The sequence below is a fragment of the Microbacterium sp. 22303 genome (assembly GCF_052045265.1).
GTDB lineage: Bacteria > Actinomycetota > Actinomycetes > Actinomycetales > Microbacteriaceae > Microbacterium.
The window spans coordinates 202,175-225,983 of the sequence record NZ_JBQEOQ010000005.1 but is presented as its reverse complement, the minus strand read 5'-3'; the positions used below and the strand labels follow the sequence as shown (position 1 = coordinate 225,983).

The 23,809-nt window shown below is 70.7% G+C and carries 28 protein-coding genes; 15 read left to right on the top strand and 13 right to left on the bottom strand.

Going from position 1 to position 23,809, the window contains the following annotated elements; all coding sequences use genetic code 11:
- Positions 1-90: 90 nt before the first annotated feature.
- Positions 91-879 (bottom strand): helix-turn-helix transcriptional regulator, encoded by a 789-nt coding sequence (locus tag ACTJI8_RS15375; RefSeq protein WP_440734290.1) that lies wholly within the window; start codon positions 877-879, stop codon positions 91-93.
- A gap of 203 nt (positions 880-1,082) precedes the next feature.
- Here ACTJI8_RS15375 and ACTJI8_RS15370 point away from each other — a divergent pair, with 203 nt between their 5' ends.
- Positions 1,083-1,877, top strand: a complete 795-nt coding sequence (locus tag ACTJI8_RS15370) for a class I SAM-dependent methyltransferase (protein WP_440734289.1) — start codon at positions 1,083-1,085, stop codon at positions 1,875-1,877.
- A 50-nt stretch (positions 1,878-1,927) separates the two neighbouring features.
- Here the strand turns inward: ACTJI8_RS15370 and ACTJI8_RS15365 are convergent, their stop codons facing one another.
- Positions 1,928-2,812, bottom strand: a complete 885-nt coding sequence (locus ACTJI8_RS15365; RefSeq protein WP_440734288.1) for a helix-turn-helix transcriptional regulator — start codon at positions 2,810-2,812, stop codon at positions 1,928-1,930.
- Between the two features lie 102 nt (positions 2,813-2,914).
- Between ACTJI8_RS15365 and ACTJI8_RS15360 the strand changes: the two genes are divergently transcribed.
- The 3 genes from ACTJI8_RS15360 (at position 2,915) to ACTJI8_RS15350 (ending at position 5,654) form a co-directional block, all read left to right on the top strand.
- Positions 2,915-4,114, top strand: coding sequence for an MFS transporter (locus ACTJI8_RS15360; protein WP_440734287.1), 1,200 nt, complete (start codon positions 2,915-2,917; stop codon positions 4,112-4,114).
- Between the two features lie 11 nt (positions 4,115-4,125).
- Positions 4,126-5,154, top strand: a complete 1,029-nt coding sequence (locus ACTJI8_RS15355) for a zinc-dependent alcohol dehydrogenase family protein (protein WP_440734286.1) — start codon at positions 4,126-4,128, stop codon at positions 5,152-5,154.
- 89 nt (positions 5,155-5,243) lie between these two features.
- Positions 5,244-5,654, top strand: coding sequence for a (R)-mandelonitrile lyase (locus ACTJI8_RS15350; RefSeq protein WP_440734285.1), 411 nt, complete (start codon positions 5,244-5,246; stop codon positions 5,652-5,654).
- Positions 5,655-5,665: 11 nt separating this feature from the next.
- Here ACTJI8_RS15350 and ACTJI8_RS15345 read toward each other — a convergent pair whose 3' ends face one another.
- The 4 genes from ACTJI8_RS15345 to ACTJI8_RS15330 all read right to left on the bottom strand — a co-directional run bounded on the left by ACTJI8_RS15345 (position 5,666) and on the right by ACTJI8_RS15330 (position 8,278).
- Positions 5,666-6,772, bottom strand: coding sequence for a PQQ-dependent sugar dehydrogenase (locus tag ACTJI8_RS15345; protein ID WP_440734284.1), 1,107 nt, complete (start codon positions 6,770-6,772; stop codon positions 5,666-5,668).
- A gap of 79 nt (positions 6,773-6,851) precedes the next feature.
- Complete coding sequence (locus ACTJI8_RS15340) at positions 6,852-7,577, bottom strand: phosphotransferase (RefSeq protein ID WP_440734283.1); 726 nt, start codon at positions 7,575-7,577, stop codon at positions 6,852-6,854.
- 166 nt (positions 7,578-7,743) lie between these two features.
- A complete protein-coding gene (locus ACTJI8_RS15335; protein ID WP_181158297.1) occupies positions 7,744-7,908 on the bottom strand; it encodes a hypothetical protein in 165 nt (54 codons plus the stop codon).
- A gap of 115 nt (positions 7,909-8,023) precedes the next feature.
- Positions 8,024-8,278 (bottom strand): hypothetical protein, encoded by a 255-nt coding sequence (locus ACTJI8_RS15330; protein WP_440734282.1) that lies wholly within the window; start codon positions 8,276-8,278, stop codon positions 8,024-8,026.
- Positions 8,279-8,498: 220 nt separating this feature from the next.
- Between ACTJI8_RS15330 and ACTJI8_RS15325 the strand changes: the two genes are divergently transcribed.
- Both ACTJI8_RS15325 and ACTJI8_RS15320 read left to right on the top strand, forming a co-directional pair.
- Entirely contained in the window at positions 8,499-9,383 is an 885-nt protein-coding gene (locus ACTJI8_RS15325; protein ID WP_440734281.1) for an SDR family oxidoreductase, read from the top strand.
- A gap of 43 nt (positions 9,384-9,426) precedes the next feature.
- The gene (locus ACTJI8_RS15320; protein ID WP_440734280.1) at positions 9,427-9,957 is read left to right on the top strand and encodes a hypothetical protein; all 531 of its coding nucleotides are present in this window, start codon (positions 9,427-9,429) and stop codon (positions 9,955-9,957) included.
- On the opposite strand, the gene ACTJI8_RS15315 is transcribed toward ACTJI8_RS15320, so the two are convergent.
- Positions 9,954-10,172, bottom strand: a complete 219-nt coding sequence (locus tag ACTJI8_RS15315) for a hypothetical protein (RefSeq protein ID WP_440734279.1) — start codon at positions 10,170-10,172, stop codon at positions 9,954-9,956. The two genes, ACTJI8_RS15320 and ACTJI8_RS15315, sit on opposite strands and share 4 nt — an antisense overlap.
- Before the next feature lie 247 nt (positions 10,173-10,419).
- Between ACTJI8_RS15315 and ACTJI8_RS15310 the strand changes: the two genes are divergently transcribed.
- A complete protein-coding gene (locus ACTJI8_RS15310) occupies positions 10,420-10,758 on the top strand; it encodes a DUF7882 family protein (protein ID WP_440734278.1) in 339 nt (112 codons plus the stop codon).
- 23 nt (positions 10,759-10,781) lie between these two features.
- Here the strand turns inward: ACTJI8_RS15310 and ACTJI8_RS15305 are convergent, their stop codons facing one another.
- Positions 10,782-11,177: a hypothetical protein gene (locus ACTJI8_RS15305; protein WP_440734277.1), complete on the bottom strand. Its 396-nt coding sequence runs from the start codon at positions 11,175-11,177 to the stop codon at positions 10,782-10,784.
- A 194-nt stretch (positions 11,178-11,371) separates the two neighbouring features.
- Positions 11,372-11,566 carry a hypothetical protein gene (locus tag ACTJI8_RS15300; protein WP_440734276.1) on the bottom strand — a complete coding sequence of 65 codons (195 nt, stop codon included), beginning with the start codon at positions 11,564-11,566 and terminating at the stop codon, positions 11,372-11,374.
- A gap of 163 nt (positions 11,567-11,729) precedes the next feature.
- On the opposite strand from ACTJI8_RS15300, the gene ACTJI8_RS15295 reads away from it, so the two are divergent.
- From ACTJI8_RS15295 to ACTJI8_RS15285, 3 genes are all read left to right on the top strand, one after another.
- Positions 11,730-11,990 carry a DUF7218 family protein gene (locus ACTJI8_RS15295; RefSeq protein WP_440734275.1) on the top strand — a complete coding sequence of 87 codons (261 nt, stop codon included), beginning with the start codon at positions 11,730-11,732 and terminating at the stop codon, positions 11,988-11,990.
- A gap of 240 nt (positions 11,991-12,230) precedes the next feature.
- On the top strand, positions 12,231-12,992 hold the full coding sequence (locus ACTJI8_RS15290) for an SDR family NAD(P)-dependent oxidoreductase (RefSeq protein WP_440734274.1): 762 nt from the start codon (positions 12,231-12,233) through the stop codon (positions 12,990-12,992).
- 119 nt (positions 12,993-13,111) lie between these two features.
- A complete protein-coding gene (locus ACTJI8_RS15285; RefSeq protein ID WP_440734273.1) occupies positions 13,112-13,954 on the top strand; it encodes an SDR family oxidoreductase in 843 nt (280 codons plus the stop codon).
- Positions 13,955-14,075: 121 nt separating this feature from the next.
- On the opposite strand, the gene ACTJI8_RS15280 is transcribed toward ACTJI8_RS15285, so the two are convergent.
- Positions 14,076-14,666 (bottom strand): ankyrin repeat domain-containing protein, encoded by a 591-nt coding sequence (locus ACTJI8_RS15280; protein WP_440734272.1) that lies wholly within the window; start codon positions 14,664-14,666, stop codon positions 14,076-14,078.
- A 343-nt stretch (positions 14,667-15,009) separates the two neighbouring features.
- Between ACTJI8_RS15280 and ACTJI8_RS15275 the strand changes: the two genes are divergently transcribed.
- Both ACTJI8_RS15275 and ACTJI8_RS15270 read left to right on the top strand, forming a co-directional pair.
- Complete coding sequence (locus ACTJI8_RS15275; protein WP_440734271.1) at positions 15,010-15,726, top strand: hypothetical protein; 717 nt, start codon at positions 15,010-15,012, stop codon at positions 15,724-15,726.
- A 232-nt stretch (positions 15,727-15,958) separates the two neighbouring features.
- Positions 15,959-17,347 (top strand): NAD(P)/FAD-dependent oxidoreductase, encoded by a 1,389-nt coding sequence (locus tag ACTJI8_RS15270; protein WP_440734270.1) that lies wholly within the window; start codon positions 15,959-15,961, stop codon positions 17,345-17,347.
- 34 nt (positions 17,348-17,381) lie between these two features.
- Here ACTJI8_RS15270 and ACTJI8_RS15265 read toward each other — a convergent pair whose 3' ends face one another.
- Positions 17,382-17,954 carry a ribosomal protein L7/L12 gene (locus ACTJI8_RS15265; RefSeq protein WP_440734269.1) on the bottom strand — a complete coding sequence of 191 codons (573 nt, stop codon included), beginning with the start codon at positions 17,952-17,954 and terminating at the stop codon, positions 17,382-17,384.
- A 74-nt stretch (positions 17,955-18,028) separates the two neighbouring features.
- On the opposite strand from ACTJI8_RS15265, the gene rlmN reads away from it, so the two are divergent.
- On the top strand, positions 18,029-19,282 hold the full coding sequence (gene rlmN, locus ACTJI8_RS15260; protein WP_440734268.1) for a 23S rRNA (adenine(2503)-C(2))-methyltransferase RlmN: 1,254 nt from the start codon (positions 18,029-18,031) through the stop codon (positions 19,280-19,282).
- A 106-nt stretch (positions 19,283-19,388) separates the two neighbouring features.
- Here rlmN and ACTJI8_RS15255 read toward each other — a convergent pair whose 3' ends face one another.
- Together ACTJI8_RS15255 and ACTJI8_RS15250 are read right to left on the bottom strand one after the other, a co-directional pair.
- On the bottom strand, positions 19,389-19,865 hold the full coding sequence (locus tag ACTJI8_RS15255) for a SixA phosphatase family protein (protein WP_440734267.1): 477 nt from the start codon (positions 19,863-19,865) through the stop codon (positions 19,389-19,391).
- A gap of 89 nt (positions 19,866-19,954) precedes the next feature.
- Positions 19,955-20,866, bottom strand: coding sequence for a LysR family transcriptional regulator (locus tag ACTJI8_RS15250; RefSeq protein WP_440734266.1), 912 nt, complete (start codon positions 20,864-20,866; stop codon positions 19,955-19,957).
- Between the two features lie 62 nt (positions 20,867-20,928).
- On the opposite strand from ACTJI8_RS15250, the gene ACTJI8_RS15245 reads away from it, so the two are divergent.
- The gene (locus ACTJI8_RS15245; RefSeq protein WP_440734265.1) at positions 20,929-21,702 is read left to right on the top strand and encodes a 3-hydroxybutyrate dehydrogenase; all 774 of its coding nucleotides are present in this window, start codon (positions 20,929-20,931) and stop codon (positions 21,700-21,702) included.
- Between the two features lie 115 nt (positions 21,703-21,817).
- Positions 21,818-23,746: a DUF4407 domain-containing protein gene (locus ACTJI8_RS15240; RefSeq protein WP_440734264.1), complete on the top strand. Its 1,929-nt coding sequence runs from the start codon at positions 21,818-21,820 to the stop codon at positions 23,744-23,746.
- Positions 23,747-23,809 lie beyond the last annotated feature (63 nt).

Below are 23,809 nucleotides of genomic sequence, written 5' to 3'. Positions count from 1 at the left end.
CGCCGACGGACGTGATCCGCGAGCGCACCACGTTTCGTCTCGCTTCGCTCGCTCAACGACCCCAGGGTGAGCGGGGCATGGCGGATGGCGTCAGAGCGCGGGCAGCCAGAGCGTCATCCGCATCCCGTCCTCGGGCAGATGCAGCACCTCATAGCGGCGCGCGGCGACGGTGCCGTCCGCGGAGCGGACATGCGTGACGGCCCCCCGCCGGCGCTGCACGAGATGGCCGCCCCACCAGGTCCGGAACAGCGGGCTCCGCGCACTCAGCTCTTCGACGAGAGCGACGAGCTGCGGATCCTGCAGGTCGTCGACGTTCGCGGCGCGCAGGTGCGCGACCGCGCCGCGAGCGAGCTCCTCCCACTCGACGAACGTCGACGTCGCGCGCGGGTCGAGCAGGAGCGAACGGCATGTGTTGCGCTGAGCGGGCGGGAGATCGGCGAGCCCCTCGTGCAGCGCGAGCCCCTCGGGATTGGCCGCGACGACCGTGCTGAGCCGGTCCAGCACGTACGCCGGGTTCGGGCGCACGGCGTCGACCAGCATCGTCATCCGGGCGACCAGGGCGTCGTCGAGGGCGGGCGTTTCCACAGGCTCGGGGCGAAGCGTGCCGGGGTGGGCGTCGCGCAGCCGGTGCAGGTGATCGGCGGCGTCCGGGTCCAGCCGCAGTGCCCGGGCGAGCGCGTCCAACACGGCGTCGCTGGGGTGGGTCTCGCGTCCCTGTTCGAGCCGCGTGTAGTAGTCGGCGCTGATACCCGCGGCGGTCGCGACCTCTTCGCGGCGCAGTCCCGTGGTGCGACGACGCGCCCCCGATCGCGAGGCCTCGGTCTGCAGCCGCGCGTCGGTGCGCCGGGCACGGAGGAAATCGCCGAGAGGGTTCGACATCCGCGGCCTCCGCACAGCTCAGAAAGACAGGATCCTCGGCGCCGCCGAGTGCTCCAGGGTGGCAGCGAGGGTGCGGCGCTCCTAGGAAGACTACGGTCTTCCGCGCCGTGCGCCGAACCGGAACCCTGGGTGATGAGTCGTCCCCCTGAGGGCGAGCCATAGACCGTGCTCAGGGGGACGACTCGGAACAGCGAGGAGACACGATGGCCGCCTATACACACGGACACCACGATTCGGTGCTGCGATCGCACCGCTGGCGCACGGCCGAGAACTCGGCCGCATACCTGCTGCCGCACCTGCGGCCGACCGACCGGCTGCTCGACGTCGGAGCGGGACCCGGGACGATCACCGCGGATCTCGCGGGCCGTGTCGCCGAGGTCGTGGCCACGGAGATCGGCGAGGAGGAACTCCAGCTCAGCCGCACCACGGCGGCCGAGCGTGGCGTGACGAACATCGACTACCGAGTGGCCGATGTGCACGCGCTCGACTTCCCTGACGACAGCTTCGACGTGACGCACGCGCACCAGGTGCTGCAGCACGTGGCGGATCCGGTGCAGGCCCTGCGGGAGCTCGCTCGGGTGACGAAGCCGGGCGGGATCATCGCCGTGCGCGACAGCGACTACGGCGGGTTCAACTGGTGGCCCGCCGTGCCGGCGCTGGATACCTGGCTCGATCTGTACCGGACTGCGGCGCACGCGAACGGGGGAGAGCCGGACGCCGGCCGCCGGCTGCTGGCGTGGGCGCACGCCGCAGGGCTCACCGACGTCGCGGCCACCTCGAGCACCTGGTGCTACGCGACGCCGGAGGACCGCGCCTGGTGGGGTGGAATGTGGGCCGACCGGATCCTCGACTCCGCGATCGCGCCCCAGCTCCTGGACGCGGGGGCGGCGACCCCCGACGACCTGCAGCGCGTCAGCGACGGGTGGCGGGAGTGGGCGGCGAGCGAGGACGGCTGGCTGTCGGTGCTGCACGGCGAGATCCTCTGCCGCGTGGGCTGAACCGCCGCCCATCTCGAGTCGTCCCCCTGAGCGCGGCCTATAGCCCGCGCTCAGGGGGACGACTCGAATGTGGCCGCCGTCTCCTGCGTCGCGGCCCAGGACGCGAGCAGGCGGAGCCGCTCCGCGGAGGGGGATCCGGGTTCCGCGGTGTAGACGAGAAGCACGTTGCCGGGCTCCGCCGTGATCGCGAGCTCCTCGTATGCGAGAGTCAGCTCGCCCACGATCGGGTGGTGGAAGCGCTTGGTGCCGGCACCGTGGCGCCGCACGTCGTGGGCGGCCCAGAGGCGGCGGAACACCTCGCTGCGCGTGGACAATTCGCCGACGAGCTCCTGCAGCGCGGTGTCGTGCGGATCCCGTCCGGCCTCCGCGCGCATCACACCGACGCACATGTGGGCGAACAGATCCCAGTCCGGGTAGAAGTCGCGGGAGGCCGGATCCAGGAACTGGAAACGGGCGAGGTTCGGCGTGCGCCCGCCGTCGCCGATCACGGGCGAGTAGAACGCCCGCCCGAGCTCGTTGGTGGCGAGCAGGTTCTGCCGGGGATCTCGGACGAACGCCACTCCGTCGGTGATCGAGGACAGTGCCCACTGCAGACTCGGGCGCAGCGGTCCGGGCCTGCTGCCGCGGCGGCGCGCCCGCCCGCTGGTCGGGATGCCGTCGGCGGCGCGGGCGAGATCGAGCAGATGCGCACGCTCGGCGTCGTCGAGCTGCAGCGCCTCGGCGAGTGCGCCGAGCACGGCCGCCGAAGCGCCGGCGATCGCACCGCGTTCGAGCTTGGCGTAGTACTCCACGCTCACGCCGGCGAGCGTGGCGACCTCGCTGCGGCGCAGACCCTCCACGCGGCGGTTCGCTCCCGCGGGAAGCCCCGCCGCGTCCGGGGAGACACGGGCGCGGCGCGTCATCAGGAACTCGCGCACCTCGGCTCTGTTGTCCATGCAGAGCAGGCTATTCCGATCCGGTCCGTCCTGGGGTGCCCTCTCGGTACACCTCCCGCCAGGGACTCCCGCGCCCGCGGGAGTCGGAGCACAGTAAAAACCATGAACTCTTCGGAAACCACCCGGACCGCGCACTGGAGCGGCGTGCTCGCCATGACCCTCTGCGTCTTCGCGTTGATCGCGGCGGAGTTCATGCCGGTGAGCCTGCTCACCCCGATCGCGGCCGGCCTGCAGGTCACGGAGGGAGCGGCCGGACAGGGGATCGCGATCTCGGGCCTGTTCGCCGTGATCACCAGTCTGTCGATCTCGCGAGTCGCCGGCCGGATGAACCGCAAGACGCTGCTCCTCCTGCTCACCGCCGTGATGACCGTGTCCAGCGCACTCATCGCCGTAGCGCCCACCTATCTCGTCTACATGGTCGGCCGGGGGCTGATCGGCGTCGTGATCGGCGGGTTCTGGTCGATGTCGATTTCCGCCGCGATGCGGCTCGTGCCCGACCACCACGTGCCGCGGGCGCTCGCGATCTTCAACGGCGGGAACGCCCTCGCGGCCGTCGTCGCCGCACCGATCGGCAGCTTCCTGGGCGCCGCGATCGGCTGGCAGGGGGCGTTCTGGTGCCTCGTCCCGGTCTCGCTGCTGGCGCTCGCCTGGCAGTGGATCAGTCTGCCCTCCATGCCGGCACCGCCGCGATCCGCCGCGCACGTGTTCGCTGCACTGCGCTCCCGTACCGTAGCGCGGGGCATGGCCGCCTGCGGCGCGTTCTTCGCCGGGCAGTTCCTGCTGTTCACATACGTCCGGCCGTTCCTCGAGCGCGTCACCCGCCTCGACGCGACCGCGGTCGCCATCGTCCTGCTCGCGGTCGGCATCGGCGGTCTGCTCGGCACCATCGCGATCGACCGGGTGCTCCGGCACGGGCTGCACGCCGCACTCGTCGTGATCCCGATGCTCATGGCGCTCATCGCGACCGCGCTCGTGCTGACCGGATCCTGGCTCGCCCCGGTGGCCGTGCTGCTGGCGCTGTGGGGGATGCTCGGCACCTCGGCTCCCGTGGGCTGGGCCAGTTGGGTCGCGCGCACCATGACCGAGGATCCCGAGGCCGGGGGTGGGCTCCAGGTGGCCGTGATCCAGCTGTCGATCGCGCTCGGATCCACCGTCGGCGGCGTGATCTTCGATCATCTCGGCCATGTCGCCACCTTCCTGACCAGCGCCGCTGTGCTTCTGCTTTCCGCGGCGCTCGCCGCATCCCTCCGTCCCCGTCGCGACGACACGACCGGTGTCTCCGCGGTCACCACCACCATCTGAAGGAGAACATCATGCGTGGAGTCGTCATGCACGCCCCGGGCGATGTCCGGACCGAAGAGCTCGAGATGCCCGTCATCCTCGAGCCGACCGACGCGATCATCCGCGTCACCGCGACCTGCATCTGCGGATCCGACCTGTGGCCGTACCGCGGCGCCGAGCCGATCCGCGCGGGCGGGCAGCGGATGGGCCACGAGTACATCGGGGTCGTCGAGTCCGTCGGCGGAGAAGTCACCCGCATCCGGCCCGGTGACCACGTCGTCGGATCCTTCGTCGCCAGCGACAACACCTGCGAGATCTGCGCGGCCGGCTACCAATCCCGCTGCGTGCACCAGGTGATGATGGGCTCGGTCGGTACCCAGGCCCAGTACGCCCGCATCCCGCTCGCCGACGGCACGCTGGTCGTGACGCCAGGGGAGCCCTCCGCCGACCTCATCCCGTCGCTGCTCGCCGCCTCGGACGTGCTCGGCACGGGCTGGTTCGCCGCGGTCGCCGCCGAGGCGGGACCGGGCAAGACGGTCGCCGTGGTCGGCGACGGCGCGGTCGGACTTCTCGGCGTACTCGCCGCGAAGCAGCTCGGCGCGGAACGGATCATCGCGATGTCCCGCCACGCCGATCGGCAGGCGCTCGCCCGCAGCTTCGGCGCGACGGACATCGTCGAAGAGCGCGGCGACGCGGGCGTCGCCCGGATCAAGGAGCTCACGAACGGCCTCGGCGCGCACTCCACGATCGAGGCCGTCGGCACCCAGGAGTCGATGGAGCAGGCGATCCGCGCCACGCGCCCCGGCGGGCACATCGGGTTCGTGGGGGTGTCCCACGACGTCGCACTGGACGGTGCAGAGCTCTTCTTCTCCAGCGTGCACCTGCACGGCGGGCCGGCGCCGGTGCGCCGCTTCCTGCCGGAGCTCGTGGATCTGATCTTCCAGCGGCGTATCGATCCCGGCGCGGTCTTCGATCTGACGCTGTCGATCGAAGACGTGGCCGAGGGCTACCGCGCGATGGACGCGCGCCGCGCGACCAAGGTGCTGCTGACAACCGACTGAGAGCCACAAGATCCGAGTCGTCCCCCTGAGCACGAGCTATAGGTCGTGCTCAGGGGGACGACTCGAAAAAGACAGCGAAGGAGACCGAGATGAACATCGAACCCGCCGCGGCGACGGTCAAGAACCCGCCCGAGCAGTTCCACGGCGACGTGTGGCTGGACCGCATCGCCGCGCCCCACGAAGCGGACCAGCGCATGACGGTCGCCCTGGTGCGCTTCGCCCCGGGTGCGCGCACCGCCTGGCACTCGCACGCCCGTGGGCAGTATCTCCGGGTGACCAGCGGCGTCGCCCTCGTGGGCGATCGCGAAGGGAACATCGTCGAGCTGCGTCCGGGGCAGACGCTCTACACGCCGCCCGACCAGGACCACTGGCATGGCGCCGCGGCGGACTGCTTCATGGAGCACCTTGCGATGCTCGAGGCCGGAGACGATCCCGCCACGACCACCGTCTGGAAGGAGCACGTCACCGAGGCGGAGTACGCGGGGCGCAGCGCGGGGTGATCTCCCGCGGGTCACCGCTTCGCCGGCACCTGCAGCAGGCGGTCGTCGCCGTCGCGGGGTGAGCCGCGTCCGTCGGTGTTGTTCGTGAGCACCAAGAGGGTGCCGTTCGGGGCCGCCACGACATCTCGAAGGCGGCCGAAGTCGCCGGCGTACAGGGCCTGCGGCTGCGGATCCGGCGATGTCGTGTCGAGCGTCCAGAGCCGCTCCCCGCGCAGACCCGCGACGTAGACGACATCGTCGACGATCGCGATGCCGCTCGGGCTCGCCTCCGACGGCCGCCAGGTCACGACCGGGTCGATCGCGTCGGCGGCGCCGGCGCGGCCCTCGTGGTCGGGCCAGCCGTAGTCACCGCCGGGCTTGATGCGGTTCAGCTCGTCCCAGGTGTCCTGGCCGAACTCGCTCGCCCACAGCGTGCCCGCGCTGTCCCACGCCAGCCCCTGCACGTTGCGATGCCCCAGGCTGTACACCGCGGTGCCGAAGGGGTTGCCGGGTGCCGGCCGGCCGTCGGGCGTGAGGCGCAGGATCTTGCCGCCGAGGTAGTCCCGGTCGCGGGCGCGATCGCGCTGCCCGGCGTCACCCGTTCCGACGTAGAGCATCCCGTCCGGACCGAACGCGATCCGCCCGCCGTCGTGGTTCCCGGCGCGGGGGATGCCGGCGAACACGACTTCCGCTGTCGCCGGATCGAACCGCAGCGTTCCCGCATCTCCGGTGAGCCGCAGCCGCACCACCCGGTTGTCCGCGGCTGTCGCGTGATACGCGTAGAGCCACCGCGTGCTGCCGTCCTCGTGGATCGCGAGCCCGTTCAGACCCGACTCGCCGCCGGAGACCACGTCAGGAACCGTGCCGACCTCGTGCAAGCCCGCGGCCGGGGTCCACTGCAGCACGCGTCCGTCGCCCCGCTGCGAGATGAGCGCCCCGGATCCGATCGGAACGATCGACCATGGCGCCGCCAGCCCAGTGACGAGAACGGACGGCCCGGGGGCCGAGGAGGACGTCGGTGCCGCGGCGACGGCGGGCTCGGTCGAGGCGGTCGTCGGCGCACAGGCCGTCAACGCGATCGCGAGCACGGCGAGGGTGCCGGCGGAGCGCATCCGGCCCCGCATCCTGGTCCCGCTCATGATGGCCTCCCCGATGTCGGTGCGTGCTCTCAGGATCCCGCCGTCCAGGACTCCCGCCAGGGCCTCCACTGCGGAGGCCTCAGGTCGCGTCCCACAGGTCGCGGTAGTACGCGAGCCTTTCGCGGTCCGGATCCACGCCGTACGCCTCGATGAGCACGTCCTCGTATCCCGGGCCGTAGTTCCACCCCGTGCTCATCGAGGCGACCGCGATGTCGGCCCAGCGGTCGGCGGTGCCGAGGGCCGCGAGGTCGACGTGCGCGATTCCCCGACCGGCGTCGTCGAGCAGCGTGTTCGGCACGCACGCGTCGCCGTGGCAGACGACGAGCCGGTCGATCGGCGGGCCCTCGTGCAGGTGCTCCGGCACGAGGATCCCGCGCTCTGCGGCGTTCGCGATGCGATCTTCGATGCTCCAGCTCCACGGGCATTCGGCGACGGGCAGTGCGTCGTGCAATTGCCGCAGCGCCGATCCGACCGCGCGCACGGCGATCTCGGGACGCTCGATCCAGTACGGATCCACGGCGCTGCGGCCGGGGATCGCCGAGGTCACGAGCCATTCATGCGTGCCGTCCTCGCCCTGGTCCCGGACGTGCGGCACGAGCGCCCATGCACTGGCCCAGCGCAACCGCTCCGCTTCGGCGCGCATCGATGCCTCCAGGTGTCGCGGGCCCCACTTGAGGAACCGTTCGTCGTCGGTGCGGAACGTGAGCCCGCCGATCCCGTTCTCCCATACCGGGGTGAGGGCGGCGGATCCGGCCAGTTCGCGCACCCGATCCGGAACTGCGACGTCGTCGACGGGGATGCTCATGCAACCATCCTGCCCGCCTGAAGAGGGGGAGAGCCGGTGTCGCGGCTCTCCCCCTCTTCAGTCCTTCTGCTCCGGATCCTCGTCGATCAGGCCGAGCAGGTGCTTCAGCGCTTTCTTGTCGAGTGTGGCGTCCATGGCGGCTTACCGCGCCTCCGCGTTCGACTGATCAGGGTGCCCGGCGGCCTGTGACGGACCGGAGCAGCCAGGCGATCACGGCGAGCACGAGCAGTACCAGACCGACCCAGAGCAGGAAGTTCAGGGACTGCACGAGACCACCCGTGATGGCCAGGATGATGGCCACGATGATGATGATGACGAAGAGGATGTTCATGACGGACTCCTTCCACGCGTGCCGCAGGTGCGACCGCTGAACCAACGTAGGCAGTGACGTGAGCTGCTGCACAGGGGCTTGACGGCGAGGGGTTCGGGGTGGCAGGAGCCCCGTCTCACACCGGCCCGCCGGTGAGCGGCCGTTGCGAGGGGGCACTCCGCACGGCATCCAGCACGTCGGCGACGGAGCCGTAACGGGTCCTCGTGGTCACGGGTCGCAGCCAGACCACTTCGACCTGGTCGACCGAGACGCGGCTGACACAGGCGATCGTGTGTCGCGCGTCGGTGCGGTCGAAGCTGTCGTCCAGGATCAGCCATTCGTTCTCCGTGAGTCGGCGCATCTCGAAGCGCGTCGGTGTCATCATCGACATCTCACTCCCCTTCGTCCACGGTCGAGGATGAGCCCTGCCTCGGTCGACGTCACTGCTCTTGACAGCCCGCGCGACGGAGGTCTATCAACGGGGCGCGCATCGCGCCCCCGGCAGACGTACAGGATCCGTCCGGAGGGTGGGGACGGGTGACCTGTAGACACCGCAGGCGCGAACGTCAACCCCCTCCGCGTATCCCGTCGCTCTGTCTACCGTTCCGGACATGAGCTACAGCATGAGGGACCCGCGCACGAAGTACCCTCCCCTGTCGGATCCGCCGGATCCGCGAAACGACCAGCCCGGTCTGCTGGGGGAGACGGAACCCCGCCCCGATCACGGCGAGGAGAGCTATCGCGGCTCCGGACGTCTGCCCGGCCGGCATGCTCTGATCACCGGCGGCGATTCCGGGATCGGCCGGGCCGTCGCCATCGCGTTCGCTCGCGAAGGCGCGGATGTCGCGCTCAGCTATCTGCCCGAGGAGCAGGCGGACGCTGAGGAGACCGCGGAGTGGATCCGCAAGGCCGGCCGAGAGGCGGCGCTCCTTCCCGGGGATCTGACCGACGAGCAGGTGTGCGCGGATCTGGTGGCGGATGCCGCCGAGAGCCTCGACGGCCTCGACATCCTCGTGCTCAATGCCGGATACCAGCGCAGCAGGGGGGAGCTCGACGAGATCCCGACGGAGGAGTTCGACAAGGTCATGCACACCAACCTGTACGCGCCGTTCTGGCTCGCGCAGGCGGCGCTGCCGCATCTCCGGCCGGGGTCTTCGATCATCGCGACCACCTCGATCCAGGGCTACGACCCGTCGCCGGGGCTGTTCGACTACGCGTTGACGAAGGCGGCACTGGTCGCCTTCGTGCAGATGCTCGCCGAGGAGCAGGGGCCGCACGGGATCAGGGTCAACGGCGTGGCGCCGGGACCGATCTGGACGCCGCTGATCCCCGCGACGGGCTGGCCGGACAAGCTGCCGACCTTCGGGGAGGACACCCCGCTCGGCCGGGCGGGCCAGCCGGCGGAACTCGCGGGTGCGTATGTCTTCCTCGCCTCCGAAGACGCGTCCTACGTCTCCGGCGGCATCATCCCCGTCACGGGCGGGCGTCACCTCTGAGCGCCGGCACCCTCGAGACGGAACCCACGAAAGGAGCGACGTCATGAACGAGACGGAAGAACACTCCGAGACCACGACCCACGCGAACTGGGGCGCCGGACGCCCCCGACTGCTGGTCGCCTCGGCGACGAACAGGTTCGTGTTCGACATCCCGGACGACGGGGTCACCATCGGCTCGGCTCAGGACGCCGGCCTGCGGCTTCCGGACACGGATCCCGTGCACGCCGTCATCCGGCACGACTCCCACGACGAGTACGCGCTGGAGATGCGCGGGCCGGGGGAGACGAGCGCGAACGTCGAGAAGTCGGCCGAGGAGGAACGCCGGGACGTCGAGGTCCTCCGCACCGGCGCGCGTTTCACCCTCGGCCCGTGGCGACTCGTGTTCACGCGCGATGAGTTCGCCGACCACGGGCGGCCGTTCGGCGGTCGCGAGGGAGGGGAGTTCTCCGATCAGCAGGAGCAGCCCGATCGGCCCGACTACCCGCGACGATCCTCGCAGGCGCGTGATGCCGCGCGGCACGAAGCCATGGCCGAGCAGCGCGACGTCGAGGAGCAACGCGACATCGAGCGCTAATCGACCATCTCCTGCTGCGTGCGGATGAACGTGCGGTCGCCGTCGCTGAGCCGAGCCGACGGATCCACGGTCTCGCCGACGATCCGCTCGATCTCCTCGCGGACGTCATCCGGGACGACACCGTCGTCCTGCTCCTCCAGCCTCTTCTTCGACCGTGCCGACAGGTGAGGCCACCACTGGTGCACCTCGGGCAGCAGATGGATCTCGGGAATCATGATCTCCTCCTTCTTCAGCAGCGGAAGTCGGAGACCACCGCGTCCGCGGCGCGGATCGTGCGACTCCGCATGCCGCCACGGTAAGCGCGGTGCGCGGTGGGCGCGCGGGGGTTCCGGTCGGGGCGCCGGCGACGTATCATCCTCGGCCGGCGCGTGTCGAGGGCCTCCCCGCCGCTCGCCGGACCGGCCATGATGGGATGTGCAGAGCGGAAACGCGCGGAAGAACCAAAAGGAGGCTGTGCACGAGATGGGCAGATTCAGTTACGAGGGTCAGACGCACGCGGACCTCGACGACCGCGCGCTCGCTCACGTGCAGATGGTGATCGCCAACAAGCTCCGCCGCGGAGAACCGTTCTACTTCACTTGGAAGGACGATCCGAGCATCGGACACGGTCGCACCTCCGTGTGGATCCACCCCTCCTGCAACATGGTCTTCACGTACCACGGCGGCCGCCGCCCGCCACTGAACAGGCTGTGGATCGAAGCGCTCAGCCAGCTGGCGAACACTCCCGGAGGACTCCGGATGATCCCCGAACCGACGCAGGTCGACGAGATGCAGGTCGACGACAGCGGTCAGATCCAGTGACGGTCGGCTGAACCGCTGCGCCGTCAATCCGGCGGTTCGCCGGTGCCGGCCTCGCCCGTGCCGTGACCACGCGGGGCGCCGGCTCCGACACCGTCGGCGTCCGTCTCGCCGTCGACCCGCCCAGGGTCGTCGGCCCCGTCGGGACGGTCCGTCATCGGGGCGGTGTCTTTTCCGTACGGATCCTCACCGGGCTTCGCATACGGATCGTCCGATTCCTCCGGCCCGCGACGCCTCGCGCTCGCCGCATGCGGGTGCCGCCTCGCGTCCTCGTTCGGATCCTCCTCGCGCCTGGTCCCGTCCTCCTCGGCACCTTCCGCGGCGCGCTCGCGGTCGGCGTCCTCGTCGGACTGCTCGGGCTTCTCGGGCCGCGCATGATGCACGTTGGGGGGCAACAGGCCCTCGTCGTCGATCTCGCTCATCGGTCTCTCCTCTGCTGAGGTCTGTCTCGGCCCAGAGTCGGTGATCACCGCGGTCACGGCGAGGGCCTTGACAACGGCGTCGGGACCTCGTCAGTCCCGGTCCGCCCGTGCCGATCACTTCCGGCACGCCGAGGCCCACCGCCTCGAGATGTCTTGTTGCGATGGCTCCGCGACCGGGGTCGTGCCTGAGCGACTCATGATCCCGTCACCACGGCGCAGATGCCGAACGCACCGGCGACGCACATGATGGCGGCGGTCGCCCAGCCCCGGATGCGGGGAGTCGGGCCGTTGCGATGCTCGTCCATCAGCCGCCGGCGGCCTGTCACGAGCATGAGCACGATGACGAGCGGGCCCGCGGCGATGGCGCCTGTATCGGTGCATTCGTCCATGACGGCAGGGTCGCTGCACGAGTACCGCTGCACCAGTGGCTTGACGGGGAGCGCGCAGCATGGCAACGCGCGGGCGCCGTTTGTCAACCCCGTGGTCCCGGCGTCGGGCCCGTTCGTAGCGTGGGCGCCACGACCGACCGCATCATGACCGAAGGAGGACGACATGCCCCGTCAACCCGAGCTCAAGGATCCGGAGCTCTACGAGAAGCTGCGCGACGAGGGGAACTCGAAGCAGAAGGCGGCCCGGATCTCGAACGCGGCTGCCAAGGAGGGACGCAGCGCCGTCGGCCGTCGCGGCGGCGAATCCGGCTCCTACGACGACTGGACTGTCGACGACCTGCGCCACCGCGCGAAGGAGCTCGGCCTGCACGGATACTCCGGCAAGAAGAAGCAGGAACTCATCCACATGCTGCGCGACCACTGACGACCGCATCGCCGGATCCTCCGAATCCGGCCACGCGGTTCGCTGAGCTCGTGGGACCCCGTCATTCAGACGGGGTCCCACGCTGTGACGGTGCCGGCGCGAGCCGTAGGCTCGCTTCGACGACGATCCCGCCCGTCGGCGCCGCCGGATCCCGGATCCGCACGTGCGTGCATGACGTGCAGGGTGAGACTCAGACTCACGTAAGCTGGCACTCAGTTGCAGGTTCGAAGGAGAACACTCATGCAGATCGCAGGATCCGGAGCCCTTGTCACCGGCGGCGCCTCGGGGCTCGGCCTCGCCACCGCGCGCCGTCTAGCCGCGGCCGGTGCGACCGTCACGATCATCGACTTGCCGAGCTCGAAGGGCGCCGAGGTCGCGCAGGAGCTGGGCGGCGTCTTCGCCTCGGCCGACGTGACGAACCCCGACGAGGTCGCCGCGGCCGTCGCCGCTGCACAGGCCGCCGCGCCGCTGCGCATCGTGGTGAACTGCGCCGGCATCGCCCCGCCCGCCAAGGTGCTCGACCGCGACGGCAACCCCGCCGACCTCGCCGCATTCGAGCGGATCATCCGGATCAACCTGGTCGGCACCTTCAACGTCATCTCCCAGGCTTCGGCCGTCATCGTGAAGAACGACCCCGCCGCCGACGGCGACCGCGGAGTCATCGTGAACACGGCGAGCGTCGCCGCATTCGACGGGCAGATCGGACAGCCCGCGTACTCGGCGTCGAAGGGCGGCGTGCATGCGATGACCCTTCCGATCGCGCGCGAGCTCGCCCGCTACGGGATCCGCGTGTGCACGATCGCGCCCGGGATCATGGAGACCCCGATGCTCGCCGGCCTGCCGCAGGCCGCGCAGGACTCGCTCGGCGAACAGGTGCCGTACCCCGCCCGTCTCGGCCGCCCCGACGAGTACGCCTCGCTCGTGCAGCAGATCGTCGAGAACGGCTACCTGAACGGCGAGACGATCCGCCTCGACGGCGCCATCCGGATGGCGCCGAAGTAAGCGGATCCGGATCCCACCGCGCGCTCAGGTCGCGATTTCGGCTCTTCCGGGAGGGTCTTTCGCGCAGATAGTGCGACCTGAATGACGACGTTCCATCGCCCCTACGAACCGAGGACCACATGACCGAGAACAAGCCCCTCGCCGGCAAGACCATCCTGATGTCCGGCGGCAGTCGCGGCATCGGCCTCGCGATCGCCCTGCGCGCGGCGGCCGACGGCGCCAACATCGCGCTGCTCGCGAAGACCGACACCCCGCACCCGAAGCTCGAGGGCACCGTGCACTCCGCGGCGGAGCAGATCCGTGCCGCCGGCGGGCAGGCGCTCCCGATCGTCGGCGACGTGCGCGACGACGAGAGCGTGATCGACGCGGTCATGAAGACCCAGGGCGAGTTCGGCGGCATCGACATCGTCGTCAACAACGCGAGCGTGATCGACCTGTCCGGATCCCTCGACCTCGCCGCGAAGAAGTACGACCTCATGCAGGACGTCAACGTGCGCGGCACGTTCATGCTGTCCCGCGCCGCCGTCCCCGTGCTGAAGGACGCCCCGAACCCGCACATCCTGTCGCTGTCGCCGCCTCTGAACATCACGCCGCGCTGGCTCGGTGCGCACACCGGCTACACCCTCGCGAAGTACGGCATGACGATGGCGACGCTCGGGCTCGCGGCCGAGTTCGCGAAGGACGGCATCGCCGCCAACACGCTCTGGCCCCGCACCACGATCGCCACGGCTGCGGTGCAGTTCGCGCTCGGCGGCGACCGCATGATGAAGGTCAGCCGCACGCCCGAGGTCTACGCCGACGCCGCCTACGCGGTGCTCACCCAGCCGGCGCGCGAGTACACCGGGCAGACGCTCATCGTCGAGGACGTGCTCGAGGCCGCCGGGGTCACCGACTTCTCCGGGTACGCGGCCGTGCCCGGCACGCCCGACGACCAGCTGTTCCCGGACATCTTCCTGGACTGATCCGGAGCGGATCCGGGTCCGATTTCCCGGGGCCCCGGCTGGGCCCGGGCCCGGCTGGGCCCGGGCCCGGCTGGGCCCGGCCCCTGAGCCCGTCGAAGGGCCGGATCCGGCGGGGCCGGGCTCAAGCCTTGTCGATCGCGGCCACGATGTCGCGATAGCCCCGCGTCACCGCGAGGTCACGGGGCAGCACGCCGTCTCCATCGCGGACGGTGACGTCGGCGCCGCCCGCGATGAGGGTGCGCACGATGTCGACGTAGGTCTTCGAGCCGTCGCCGAGCACGATCGCCTCATGCAGCGCGGTCCAGTGCAAGTTGTTGATGTGGTTCGGATCCACGCCCGCGGCGAGCAGGATCTTCACGGTGCTGAGGTGGCCGCGCTCGGACGCGGGGATCAGGGCCGTGCCGCCGTAGCGGTTGGTGCTGCGCAGGTCGGCGCCGTGCGCGAGCGTCGCCTGGAGGATCTCGTTCTGGCCGCGCGCTCCCGCGTAGAGGTAGGCCGAGTCGACGATGTCGTCCTTGGCGTTCACGTCGGCGCCGGCGTCGATGAGTGCGAGGGCCGCGTCGATCCGGTTGCCCTTCGTTGCGGCGATCAGTGCGGTCATGCCGCCGGATCCACGGGCCTCGAGGTCGGCGCCCTCGGTGATCGCGGCGCGCACGCCGTCGGCGTCGCCGGAGGTCGCGGCCTCGAGCAGGCGGGAGTTCAGAGCGGTCATCTCGGCCTCGGTTCTCGGTGCAGGGGAGGAGGGGGTGCCGGCGGTGGCTGGCGGGGTGGCGGTGACGGTCGGGATGCCGGCCGCATCCGTCGCGCTCGCTGTGCAACCGGCCAGCATTGCCGCCACCCCGAGCCCCGCGAGCGCGCCGGCGACGCGCGTGCGGCGTGGGGCTGCGCTCCATGAGCGAGCAGTGTCGGGAGGGCGAAGGGCTGAGGGCATAGAAATGGTATACCACGCGAGAGCGGGTGCCTCCTGAGACCTCCCTGCATGGAGCGGTGACCACGCGTCATCGCACGCGAAGAACGCTGAGCGGATGAGAGCCGTGTTGTGGTGGGATCGTGGCATGAGCACCATCGATCCCGACGCCGCGCGGCGAGAGCGACCCCTGCGACCGACCACCGCAGCGAGCCTTCTCGTGCCGGGACTGTTCCTGTTGGGTGCCGGCGGCGTCCTGGCGTGGGGGCTGACGCGTGGGGCGGCCACCGGCTTCTCCGATGACGCGGCGGATCAGGACGTTCCCGCGATCATCGCGGCGATCTGCTCGTCCTTCGTGCTCCTGATCGCGCTCGGAGCGTGGAGCATTGCGGCTTCGCGCAATCCGCGCCTCCCCGGCTGGCTGGCCGGGATCGGCGTCGCGGTGCTCGGCGCGACCGCGGGCCACGCCGTCGTCGCGCTGCCACCGAGGTGGCTGCAAGAGCCGGTCTTCGACCTCGTCGCCGTCAGTCTCGCCGCCACCGCCGGCGTGCTACTGGTGCTGGCGACGATGGCACGCGCGGGCAGGGCGCGTCGACTCGATGCCGCGGAGGAACTGATGCGCACCACGTCGCCCGTCACCGGCTCGGTGACGAATCAGGGTTACACGGACTTCGATGAGGCGAGCCAGGTCATCACCGCCGTGACCTATACGTTCCGCGATGGATCCGGTGTGCAGCGCTGGGTCACGAAACCCGCGACCATCCATGTGCGCGATCCGCTGGTGAACGGCGAGGAGGTCGACGTCTGGTTCGACCGTCAGGACCCGTCGGACCAGAACAAGATCGTGATCCGTCGGCGGGCCTGAGAACACCGGCCGCACCCGTCCGGCTCGCCGTGCAACCGGTCAGCAGTGGCCCAGCCGCGCCGAGGCTGGCGCACGACACGTGCGCTGCAGCCACGAGGCGCGGCGCGCAGGCGCGAGCCGACCGGCACGCGCGGCAGAAGTGTGGTTCGATGCATTCCGACAGCCCGCGCGAACCCGACGCGCACGGATCCGCGACGGTGCGCTTCCCCGGGCTGATGGGAGAAGGAGCAGCATGGCCGCCGTGGCCCCGCCGATCAACGGCAATGTCTCGCACTGGTGGCAGCAGCTCGGTACCCCGGCGCCGCGGCCCGAGCTGCCCGGCGACCTCAGCGTCGACGTGGCCATCGTCGGCGCCGGATACACGGGGCTGTGGACGGCCTACTACCTGAAGAGAGCGCAGCCCGCGCTGCGGATCGCGGTCATCGAGCAGCGACATGCGGGCTACGGTGCGTCCGGCCGAAACGGAGGTTGGCTCACCAACTCGGTGACCGGCGGGCGCGAGCAATACGTGCGCACGCACGGACGCGACGCCGCCACGCGCTTCCAGCGGGCGATGAACGACACCGTCGACGAGGTGATCACGGTCGCCGCGGCCGAGGGCATCGACGCCGACATCAAGAAGGGCGGCGAGTTCGGCGTCGCGTACACAGCCGCACAGGAGGGGCGCATCAGGGCCTTCGCCGCCGCCGAGCAGGCCTGGGCGCACACCGACCTCGCCCTGCTCGAAGAGGCCGAGGCGACCGCCAAGATCAATGTGCGCGGTACCAGGGCTGCGGTCTGGCATCCGCATGCGGCACGGATCCAGCCCGCCAAGCTTGTGGCGGGGCTGGCTGCGGCGGTCGAACGACTCGGCGTCGAGATCTACGAGCGCACTACGGTCGCCGAGATCGCCCCGCACCGACTGCGCACCGATCACGGCACGGTCTCCGCCGAATACATCGTGCGCGCGACCGAGGGGTTCACCGCGAACCTGAAGGGACTGCACCGGCTGTGGCTGCCGATGAATTCGTCGCTCATCGCCACGGAACCGCTGTCGCGGGAGGTGTGGGACCAACTGCACTGGAGCGAGGGTGAGGTGCTGGGCGATCTCGCGCACGTCTACATGTACGCGCAGCGCACGGCGGAGGATCGGATCGCGATCGGCGGACGCGGCGTGCCCTACAAGTACGGCTCGAGGACCGACACCGACGGGCGCACCCCGATGTCGACCGTGCGCACGCTCACCGAGATCCTGCACCGGTTCTTCCCCGCGACGGCTCACGCCAGGATCGATCATGCGTGGTCCGGCGTGCTGGGCGTCCCCCGTGACTGGTCGGCGACGGTCGGTCTCGACCGCAGCACCGGGATCGCCTGGGGTGGCGGCTATGTCGGCACCGGCGTGACCTCGACGAACCTCGCGGGGCGCACGATCACCGATCTCATCCTCGGGAACGAGACCGAGATCACCGGTCTGCCCTGGGTGAACCACCGGGTGCGGCGCTGGGAGCCCGAACCGCTGCGGTGGATCGCGACGAAGGGCCTCTACGCGGCGTACGGCATGGCCGATCGGGCCGAGCTTGCCGGGCGTGGAACCACCTCGCCCGTCGCGCACCTCGCGGACGTGATCACCGGGCGGCACTGACCCGCGTCCTGCCTCGAGGAGCGGCGCTCCCTTGTCAGCGCCAGGACTCGACGGCGTCCTTCGAGTCCTTGAGGCCGAGCCCGGTCGCCTCGCGAAGCAGCTTGATCGCTGCGATCTTCTGATCTGCGGTGATGAGACGGCCGACCTCCGCCCGTACCTCGGGGGAGAGGTGAGCGACGGCGTCGGCGACGGACAGCCCGCCGGCATAGGACGGCGCTCCAGCGGGACGTGGGCCGGAATGTGCGAGGGAGACAGGCGTCGCGTCCCTCGTGCCAGGAGTCGAGGGCACCCAGGCGTCGATCTGATCCTTCGCCTCGCGCAGCGAGAGGCCGGAGTGCTCGCGCAGCACCTTGATCGCCGAGATCTTCTGCTCGGCGGCGACCAGCCCGTCGATCTCGGCGATGACGTCGGGGGTCAGCGGATCCGATGTCGCCGGGCGCGGTCCGCGGGACGTCGGGACCGCGGCCGGTGCGGCGGATGACGGCGAGGCGAAGGCCGTGCCGATCGGCTCCGGGGCCTTCGGCCGGATCGCCCGCAGCGTCACGGCGATAGCGACGAACAGGATCACGATCGCGACGGCGAGGAGGATCCAGATCCAGAGGTCCATTCCGTCAGCGTACGGGCGGATCCGCCGGACCGCGCCCAGCGCCTTCGCACCTTGCAGGCCCTACCCTTGAAGTCATGTCCGAGACTCCTGCGTCCGCCCGCCCCGGCGCGCCCGCGAAGCGCACCGCCCAGGTGCGCCCCGCCACCGAAGGCTGGACGCAGAAGAAGGACGCCGAGGGGCGCCCGCTGCTGCAGTTCGCCAGCCCGAAGCGGGGCAAGCCGCCCGTGCACCTCGCCGACCTCACGCCCACCGAGCGCGTGGAGAAGGTGAAGGAGCTGGGCCTGCCCGGATTCCGCGCGAAGCAGCTCGCCACGCACTACTTCACGCACTACACCTCGGATCCGGCACACATGACAGATCTGCCCTCAGGCCAGCGCGACGCGCTCGTGGCCGGGATGCTGCCGCCGCTGCTCACCGAGGTGCGGCGCCTCGAGACCGACCGCGGGGACACCATCAAGTTCCTCTGGCGGCTGCACGACGGTGCGCTCGTCGAGTCGGTGCTCATGCGCTACCCGGGCCGCATCACGCTGTGCGTGTCTTCGCAGGCGGGCTGCGGAATGAACTGCCCGTTCTGCGCCACCGGCCAGGCGGGGCTCACGCGCAACATGTCGACGGCCGAGATCGTCGAGCAGATCGTGCGCGCCAACCGCCTCATCGCCGAGGGCGGCCTCGGCGGCAAGAAGGCCGACGACCACTCCATGGAGCGCGTCTCGAACATCGTGTTCATGGGGATGGGTGAGCCGCTCGCCAACTACAAGCGCGTGATGGATGCGGTGCGCGCCATGGTCGCCCCGCAGCCGGAGGGTCTCGGCATGAGCGCGCGCGGCATCACGGTGTCGACGGTCGGGCTGGTTCCCGCGATCAAGAAGCTCGCCGACGAGCACATCCCGGTCACGTTCGCGCTCTCGCTGCACGCGCCGGACGACAAGCTGCGCGACGAGCTGATCCCGGTCAACTCGCGGTGGAAGGTCGATGAGGCCCTCGACGCCGCATACGACTACTACGCGAAGACCGGTCGCCGCGTGTCGATCGAGTACGCGCTGATCAAGGACATGAACGATCACGCCTGGCGCGCCGACCTGCTCGCGGAGAAGCTCAACGCCCGCGGCCGCGGCTGGGTGCACGTCAACCCGATCCCGCTGAACCCGACCCCCGGATCCATCTGGACCGCGTCGGAGAAGGACGTGCAGGACGAGTTCGTGCGCCGCCTCAACGACGCGGGCATCCCCACGACCCTCCGCGACACCCGCGGCAAGGAGATCGACGGGGCCTGCGGCCAGCTCGTCGCCACGACCGAGGACGAGGCCGCCGCCGCCGCGATGGCCTGACGTCGCGCGATCTTCGCCTTCTTCCGAGTCGTCCCCCTCAGCACGGTCTATAGGTCCTGCTGAGGGGGACGACTCGGAAAATGGGTGCGTTGCGCAACGGGCCCGGTCAGTCGCGCGGGGTGCGCAGCCGGAGGAGCCGACCGGATCCCTCGATCAGCTCCGCCCAGGATCCGACCTCGATGGCGCACTCGGCGACGGCGCAGGTCGGGAGCTCCACGAAGGATCCGGTGAGCTCGGCCACCGCGTCCGCCATGCCCGGGTTGTGCCCCACCAGCATCGCCACATCGACGTCGTCGGCAAGGGCGGCCGCGACCCCCAGGATCGCACGGGCCGAAGCTGCGTAGAGGGCTGGCTCCTCGGACACGGAGAGCCCGAACGCCGCCGCGTACGCGTCGGCGGTGCTGCGCGCGCGGGTCGCCGTGCTCGACACGATCCGTTGCACGCCGACGCCCTCGTCGACGAGCCGCTGCGCCATCGCCGGAGCATCGCGGTGCCCGCGGGCGTTCAATGGCCGGTCATGATCGCGCAGGCCCGCCACGTCCCAGTCGGACTTCGCGTGGCGCGCCAGCAGCAGGGTCTTCATGATCACCAGCGTGCCACCGCGGAGGCGGCGGCGCACGCTCGCCGGCTGGATCCGGTGCTCGCCCTGCGGCTCGCCCGCAGGCGTCGCAGCTACCGCTCGCCGAGGAGCTGCGGACGCACCTCGGCGAGGCGTGCCTGCAGCATCTCCAGGAACGCCGCGATCGCGGGCTGGTTCAACGCCTCCGGACGGGCGATGAGCCAGTAGGGGAGACGTTCGTCGATCTCCTCGGGCAGCACGCGCACCAGATCCTCGTGCTGATCGGCGAGGAACGCCGGCAGCAGGCCGAATCCGGCACCACCACGGGTGGCGTCGACGTGCACGTACACGTTCGTGCTCGCGACGGCGTCGAGCATGCCCGGCACCGCCCGTCGCGCGTCGTCGAGGGAGTCGACGTGCAGCATCGACTCGATGAAGTAGACGAGTGGCTGTCCGACGAGCTCATCCGGATCCCTCGGTTCCGGATGCTCGCGCAGCCAGTCGCGGCTCGCGTACAGGCCGAGGGCGTAGTCGGCCAGGTGGATCGCGCGCGCCCGCCGCACCTGCGGGCGACCGACCACGACCTCCAGGTCGGCGCCGGTGCGCTGGTGCGAGGCCTGACGGGTGCCGGTGATGAGCTCCAGCTGCACGTCGGGGTGCGCCCGCCGCAGCGCGGCCATGGCGGGAGCGGCCACGAACCCGCTGAAACCGTCCGTCGCGGAGAGGCGGATCAGGCCGCCGATCCGTGTGCCGTCTCCGCCGTCCAGCCGGCCGAGAGCCCGCTCCACGCCCTCGGCCGCGGCCAGGGCGCGCGATCCGAGCGGAGTCAGCTCCCACCCGGCTCCCTCGCGCGAGAGCACGCGTCCGCCCAGCTGCGCCTCGAGCGCGGCGATTCGGCGCGCGACCGTGGTGTGGTTCAGCCCGAGCTGCTGGCCGGCGGCGGTGAACCGGCCGCTGCGCGCCACGGCGAGCAGCACCAGGAGGTCGTCCGCGCTGAGCGGCGGTGCGGGGAAATGCGCGTCCATCTGTGCAGTTTTGCATAGCCGGGTCACTTCCGCCGTGCGCGACAGTGAACTACCGTGCAAGCATGGCAGCGCAGCGATCCCCGGGCCCCGACACCGACCTCCGGGGGCGCACCGCCCTCGTCACCGGCGCGGGGAGCGGCATCGGTGCGGCGTGCGCCCGGGCGCTCGCACGCGACGGCGCGCACGTGCTCGTGCTCGACCGTGACGCCGAGGCGGCCGCCGCAGTGGCCGCCGAGATCGCCGGCGAGGCTCTTGGGATCGACCTCGGCGACCTCGATGCGCTCGCGGCGCGCAGCTTCGATGCGGACATCCTCGTGAACAACGCCGGGCTGCAGACCGTCGCGCCCATCGTCGACTTCGACCCGCTGATGTTCCGCCGGATGCTCGACATCATGGTCACCGCGCCGTTCCTGCTCATCCGGGCGGTGCTCCCGGGCATGTACGCCCGCGGGTGGGGGCGGATCGTCAACATCGGCTCCGTGCACGGGCTGCGGGCGAGCGAGTACAAGTCGGCCTACGTGACCGCCAAGCACGCGCTGGAGGGGCTCTCCAAGGTGACCGCGCTCGAGGGGGGCCCGCACGGTGTCACGAGCAACTGCATCAACCCCGGGTATGTGAACACGCCCCTCGTGCAGAAGCAGATCGTGGATCAGGCCCGCACGCACGGCATCCCCGAGGCCGACGTGATCGAGAAGGTCATGCTCGTCGAGTCGGCGATCAAGCGCCTGCTCGAGCCCGACGAGGTCGCGGATCTGGCTCGATGGCTGTGCGGTCCGATGGCGGGCTCGGTCACCGGCGCCTCGTACACGATGGACGGCGGCTGGAGCGCGCGCTGACGGTGACGGCTCGGTGTGCGGGGGGAGTCCTCTATAGCCGGCGCCAACGCTCTGCCCGGCGTGCGTACAGGCTTCGCCCATCGGTTGCCCAGGCGGGTTTTCGTACGGTTGAGGGATGTCCTATTCCGCCCACCGCCCTGGCCGCATGGATTCCCAGGGCCGGATCGCCTTCGACGTCGACGGACAGACCGACCCCTCGAACCCTTCCGACCCGACCGCGGAGGACCCGTTCATCTTCGTGCGGGACTACACGCCGACCGGATCCGATCCCGCCGCGGAGGCCGTGACCGCCCCGATCGAGCCCGTCGTGACCCCGCGCGCTGCCGGGCCGGAGACACTCCCCGAGCCCGCGCCGCGGATCGAGGACCTGTTCCCCACGGCCGCCGCGCCGGCTGCGGAGCCGGAGCCGGCGGCTGTCGTCGAGCCCGCCCCCGTCATCGCGGCGCCCGCACCGGCCGCCGTCAAGCCCCCGAAGCAGCCCAAGCCCCCGAAGCAGCCCCGTCCGCAGGGCTGGTTCTGGCGTCGCCTCGCGATCCTCGGGGGCGCCGACGGCACGATCCTCGACCGCGTGCCCAGCGAGCAGCCCCGCTTCGTGCAGATGTTCTTCGTGCTGGCGGGTACCGCGCTGGTCTCCGCACTGTCGATGCTGTTCGCCCTCACCACGGGCGTGCAGGTGCTGGTCTGGCTGGCGGTGCCGCTCGCAATCGTCTGGGCGCTGCTGATCTTCAATCTCGACCGCTTCCTCACCTCGACCATGCGCTCCACGCGCAACTTCTGGCGCCTGCTCGGGCTCGCGATCCCGCGTGTGCTGATGGCCGCGATCATCGGGTTCGTCGTCGCCGAACCGATCGTGCTGCAGGCGTTCCACAACGACATCGCCCGCGAGGTCACCGCGACCAACCTGGTGCAGGCGCAGTCCGACCAGAAGGCCGTGACCAGCGGTCCCGAGAAGAAGGCGCTCGACGCCGCCTCGACCCGCCTCGCCGACCTGCAGAACCAGGCCTCGACCGGCATCGTGAAGGGCACGTCCAGCGACTCCGCCTCGCAGAAGGCCGCCCAGGACACCGTCACCAAGATCACCGGCCAGATGACCGACCAGCAGAAGGTCATCGACCAGGCCCGTGCGCTGTACCAGTGCGAGCTGACCGGGCAGGGCGCCGGAACGGTGCCCGGCTGCACCGGCGTGCAGGGCGACGGCGCGAGTTCGGACGCGGCGAAGTCGCAGCTCGATCAGGCCCAGCAGACCTACGACGCGCTCGCCGCGCAGTTGCGCCAGGCCAACACCGACCTGGAGTCGGCGGACAGCTCGTCGAAGTCGGCGACCTCGGCCTCCGAGACGCAGAACCGTCAGCAGGCGAAGGATCAGATCCCCGCCGCCGAGCAGGCGTACAAGACCGCACTCGACGCGTACAACGCACGGGCGGCATCCGTGGCCGGCACGAACGCCGGTGCGGTGGGCCTGCTCAGCCAGATCTCGGCGCTGGACCGGCTCTCCGCGAAGGAGCCCGTGCTGGGCTTCGCGCACTGGCTGATCGCCGCCCTGTTCTTCATGATCGAGCTGCTGCCGGTCATCGTGAAGGTGCTGACCAGCTGGGGCGACCCGTCGCTCTACGAGAAGGCCGAAGCGATCGCGAAGCAGGTCGAGCTCGACCGCGTCACGTCGAGGGGCTACCGCGATCGCGCCGCCATCATCGCGGAGGAGGCGCAGCATCGCGCCTTCGCCGACACGCACGAGGCCGAGACGACCAACCCGGCCGACTCGGGTCGGACGTCCGCGAGCGAGACGGAGCCGGCACCCGCCGCGCCCACGGTCGCCGCGCCCACGGTCGCTGTGCCCGCTTTCGCGGGTGAGCCCGCGCCCACGGTCGCCGTCGAGACTGCTCCGCCGGCACACCCCGCGCCGATCCCGCCCGTTCCGTCCAGTGCGCCCTCGTGGCCGGTGCCCGCACACCCGGGCGTCGGATCCGCTCATCCCGCTCCGGCTTCCGCGCACCCGGCTCCGGCTTCCGCTCACCCCGCCTCGCCCGAGACGGCCAGAGTCTGAGCAGGCGCGAAAGAGGCCCCCCCCGCCTAACCGGAGGGGGGCACTTCTCGCCCGCTCCCCCCT

What these genes read in the sequence shown, in the direction of transcription:
- ACTJI8_RS15280 (WP_440734272.1), bottom strand. Translation starts at nt 14,666, where the DNA reads ATGACCGCTCTGAACTCCCGCCTGCTCGAGGCCGCGACCTCCGGCGAC.
- ACTJI8_RS15315 (WP_440734279.1), bottom strand. Translation starts at nt 10,172, where the DNA reads ATGATTCCCGAGATCCATCTGCTGCCCGAGGTGCACCAGTGGTGGCCT.
- ACTJI8_RS15250 (WP_440734266.1), bottom strand. Translation starts at nt 20,866, where the DNA reads ATGGACGCGCATTTCCCCGCACCGCCGCTCAGCGCGGACGACCTCCTG.
- ACTJI8_RS15370 (WP_440734289.1), top strand. Translation starts at nt 1,083, where the DNA reads ATGGCCGCCTATACACACGGACACCACGATTCGGTGCTGCGATCGCAC.
- ACTJI8_RS15365 (WP_440734288.1), bottom strand. Translation starts at nt 2,812, where the DNA reads ATGGACAACAGAGCCGAGGTGCGCGAGTTCCTGATGACGCGCCGCGCC.
- ACTJI8_RS15335 (WP_181158297.1), bottom strand. Translation starts at nt 7,908, where the DNA reads ATGAACATCCTCTTCGTCATCATCATCATCGTGGCCATCATCCTGGCC.
- ACTJI8_RS15350 (WP_440734285.1), top strand. Translation starts at nt 5,244, where the DNA reads ATGAACATCGAACCCGCCGCGGCGACGGTCAAGAACCCGCCCGAGCAG.
- ACTJI8_RS15240 (WP_440734264.1), top strand. Translation starts at nt 21,818, where the DNA reads ATGTCCTATTCCGCCCACCGCCCTGGCCGCATGGATTCCCAGGGCCGG.
- ACTJI8_RS15340 (WP_440734283.1), bottom strand. Translation starts at nt 7,577, where the DNA reads ATGAGCATCCCCGTCGACGACGTCGCAGTTCCGGATCGGGTGCGCGAA.
- ACTJI8_RS15305 (WP_440734277.1), bottom strand. Translation starts at nt 11,177, where the DNA reads ATGAGCGAGATCGACGACGAGGGCCTGTTGCCCCCCAACGTGCATCAT.
- ACTJI8_RS15360 (WP_440734287.1), top strand. Translation starts at nt 2,915, where the DNA reads ATGAACTCTTCGGAAACCACCCGGACCGCGCACTGGAGCGGCGTGCTC.
- ACTJI8_RS15295 (WP_440734275.1), top strand. Translation starts at nt 11,730, where the DNA reads ATGCCCCGTCAACCCGAGCTCAAGGATCCGGAGCTCTACGAGAAGCTG.
- ACTJI8_RS15290 (WP_440734274.1), top strand. Translation starts at nt 12,231, where the DNA reads ATGCAGATCGCAGGATCCGGAGCCCTTGTCACCGGCGGCGCCTCGGGG.
- ACTJI8_RS15270 (WP_440734270.1), top strand. Translation starts at nt 15,959, where the DNA reads ATGGCCGCCGTGGCCCCGCCGATCAACGGCAATGTCTCGCACTGGTGG.
- ACTJI8_RS15285 (WP_440734273.1), top strand. Translation starts at nt 13,112, where the DNA reads ATGACCGAGAACAAGCCCCTCGCCGGCAAGACCATCCTGATGTCCGGC.
- rlmN (WP_440734268.1), top strand. Translation starts at nt 18,029, where the DNA reads ATGTCCGAGACTCCTGCGTCCGCCCGCCCCGGCGCGCCCGCGAAGCGC.
- ACTJI8_RS15265 (WP_440734269.1), bottom strand. Translation starts at nt 17,954, where the DNA reads ATGGACCTCTGGATCTGGATCCTCCTCGCCGTCGCGATCGTGATCCTG.
- ACTJI8_RS15275 (WP_440734271.1), top strand. Translation starts at nt 15,010, where the DNA reads ATGAGCACCATCGATCCCGACGCCGCGCGGCGAGAGCGACCCCTGCGA.
- ACTJI8_RS15300 (WP_440734276.1), bottom strand. Translation starts at nt 11,566, where the DNA reads ATGGACGAATGCACCGATACAGGCGCCATCGCCGCGGGCCCGCTCGTC.
- ACTJI8_RS15330 (WP_440734282.1), bottom strand. Translation starts at nt 8,278, where the DNA reads ATGTCGATGATGACACCGACGCGCTTCGAGATGCGCCGACTCACGGAG.
- ACTJI8_RS15255 (WP_440734267.1), bottom strand. Translation starts at nt 19,865, where the DNA reads ATGAAGACCCTGCTGCTGGCGCGCCACGCGAAGTCCGACTGGGACGTG.
- ACTJI8_RS15320 (WP_440734280.1), top strand. Translation starts at nt 9,427, where the DNA reads ATGAACGAGACGGAAGAACACTCCGAGACCACGACCCACGCGAACTGG.
- ACTJI8_RS15345 (WP_440734284.1), bottom strand. Translation starts at nt 6,772, where the DNA reads ATGAGCGGGACCAGGATGCGGGGCCGGATGCGCTCCGCCGGCACCCTC.
- ACTJI8_RS15310 (WP_440734278.1), top strand. Translation starts at nt 10,420, where the DNA reads ATGGGCAGATTCAGTTACGAGGGTCAGACGCACGCGGACCTCGACGAC.
- ACTJI8_RS15355 (WP_440734286.1), top strand. Translation starts at nt 4,126, where the DNA reads ATGCGTGGAGTCGTCATGCACGCCCCGGGCGATGTCCGGACCGAAGAG.
- ACTJI8_RS15325 (WP_440734281.1), top strand. Translation starts at nt 8,499, where the DNA reads ATGAGCTACAGCATGAGGGACCCGCGCACGAAGTACCCTCCCCTGTCG.
- ACTJI8_RS15375 (WP_440734290.1), bottom strand. Translation starts at nt 879, where the DNA reads ATGTCGAACCCTCTCGGCGATTTCCTCCGTGCCCGGCGCACCGACGCG.
- ACTJI8_RS15245 (WP_440734265.1), top strand. Translation starts at nt 20,929, where the DNA reads ATGGCAGCGCAGCGATCCCCGGGCCCCGACACCGACCTCCGGGGGCGC.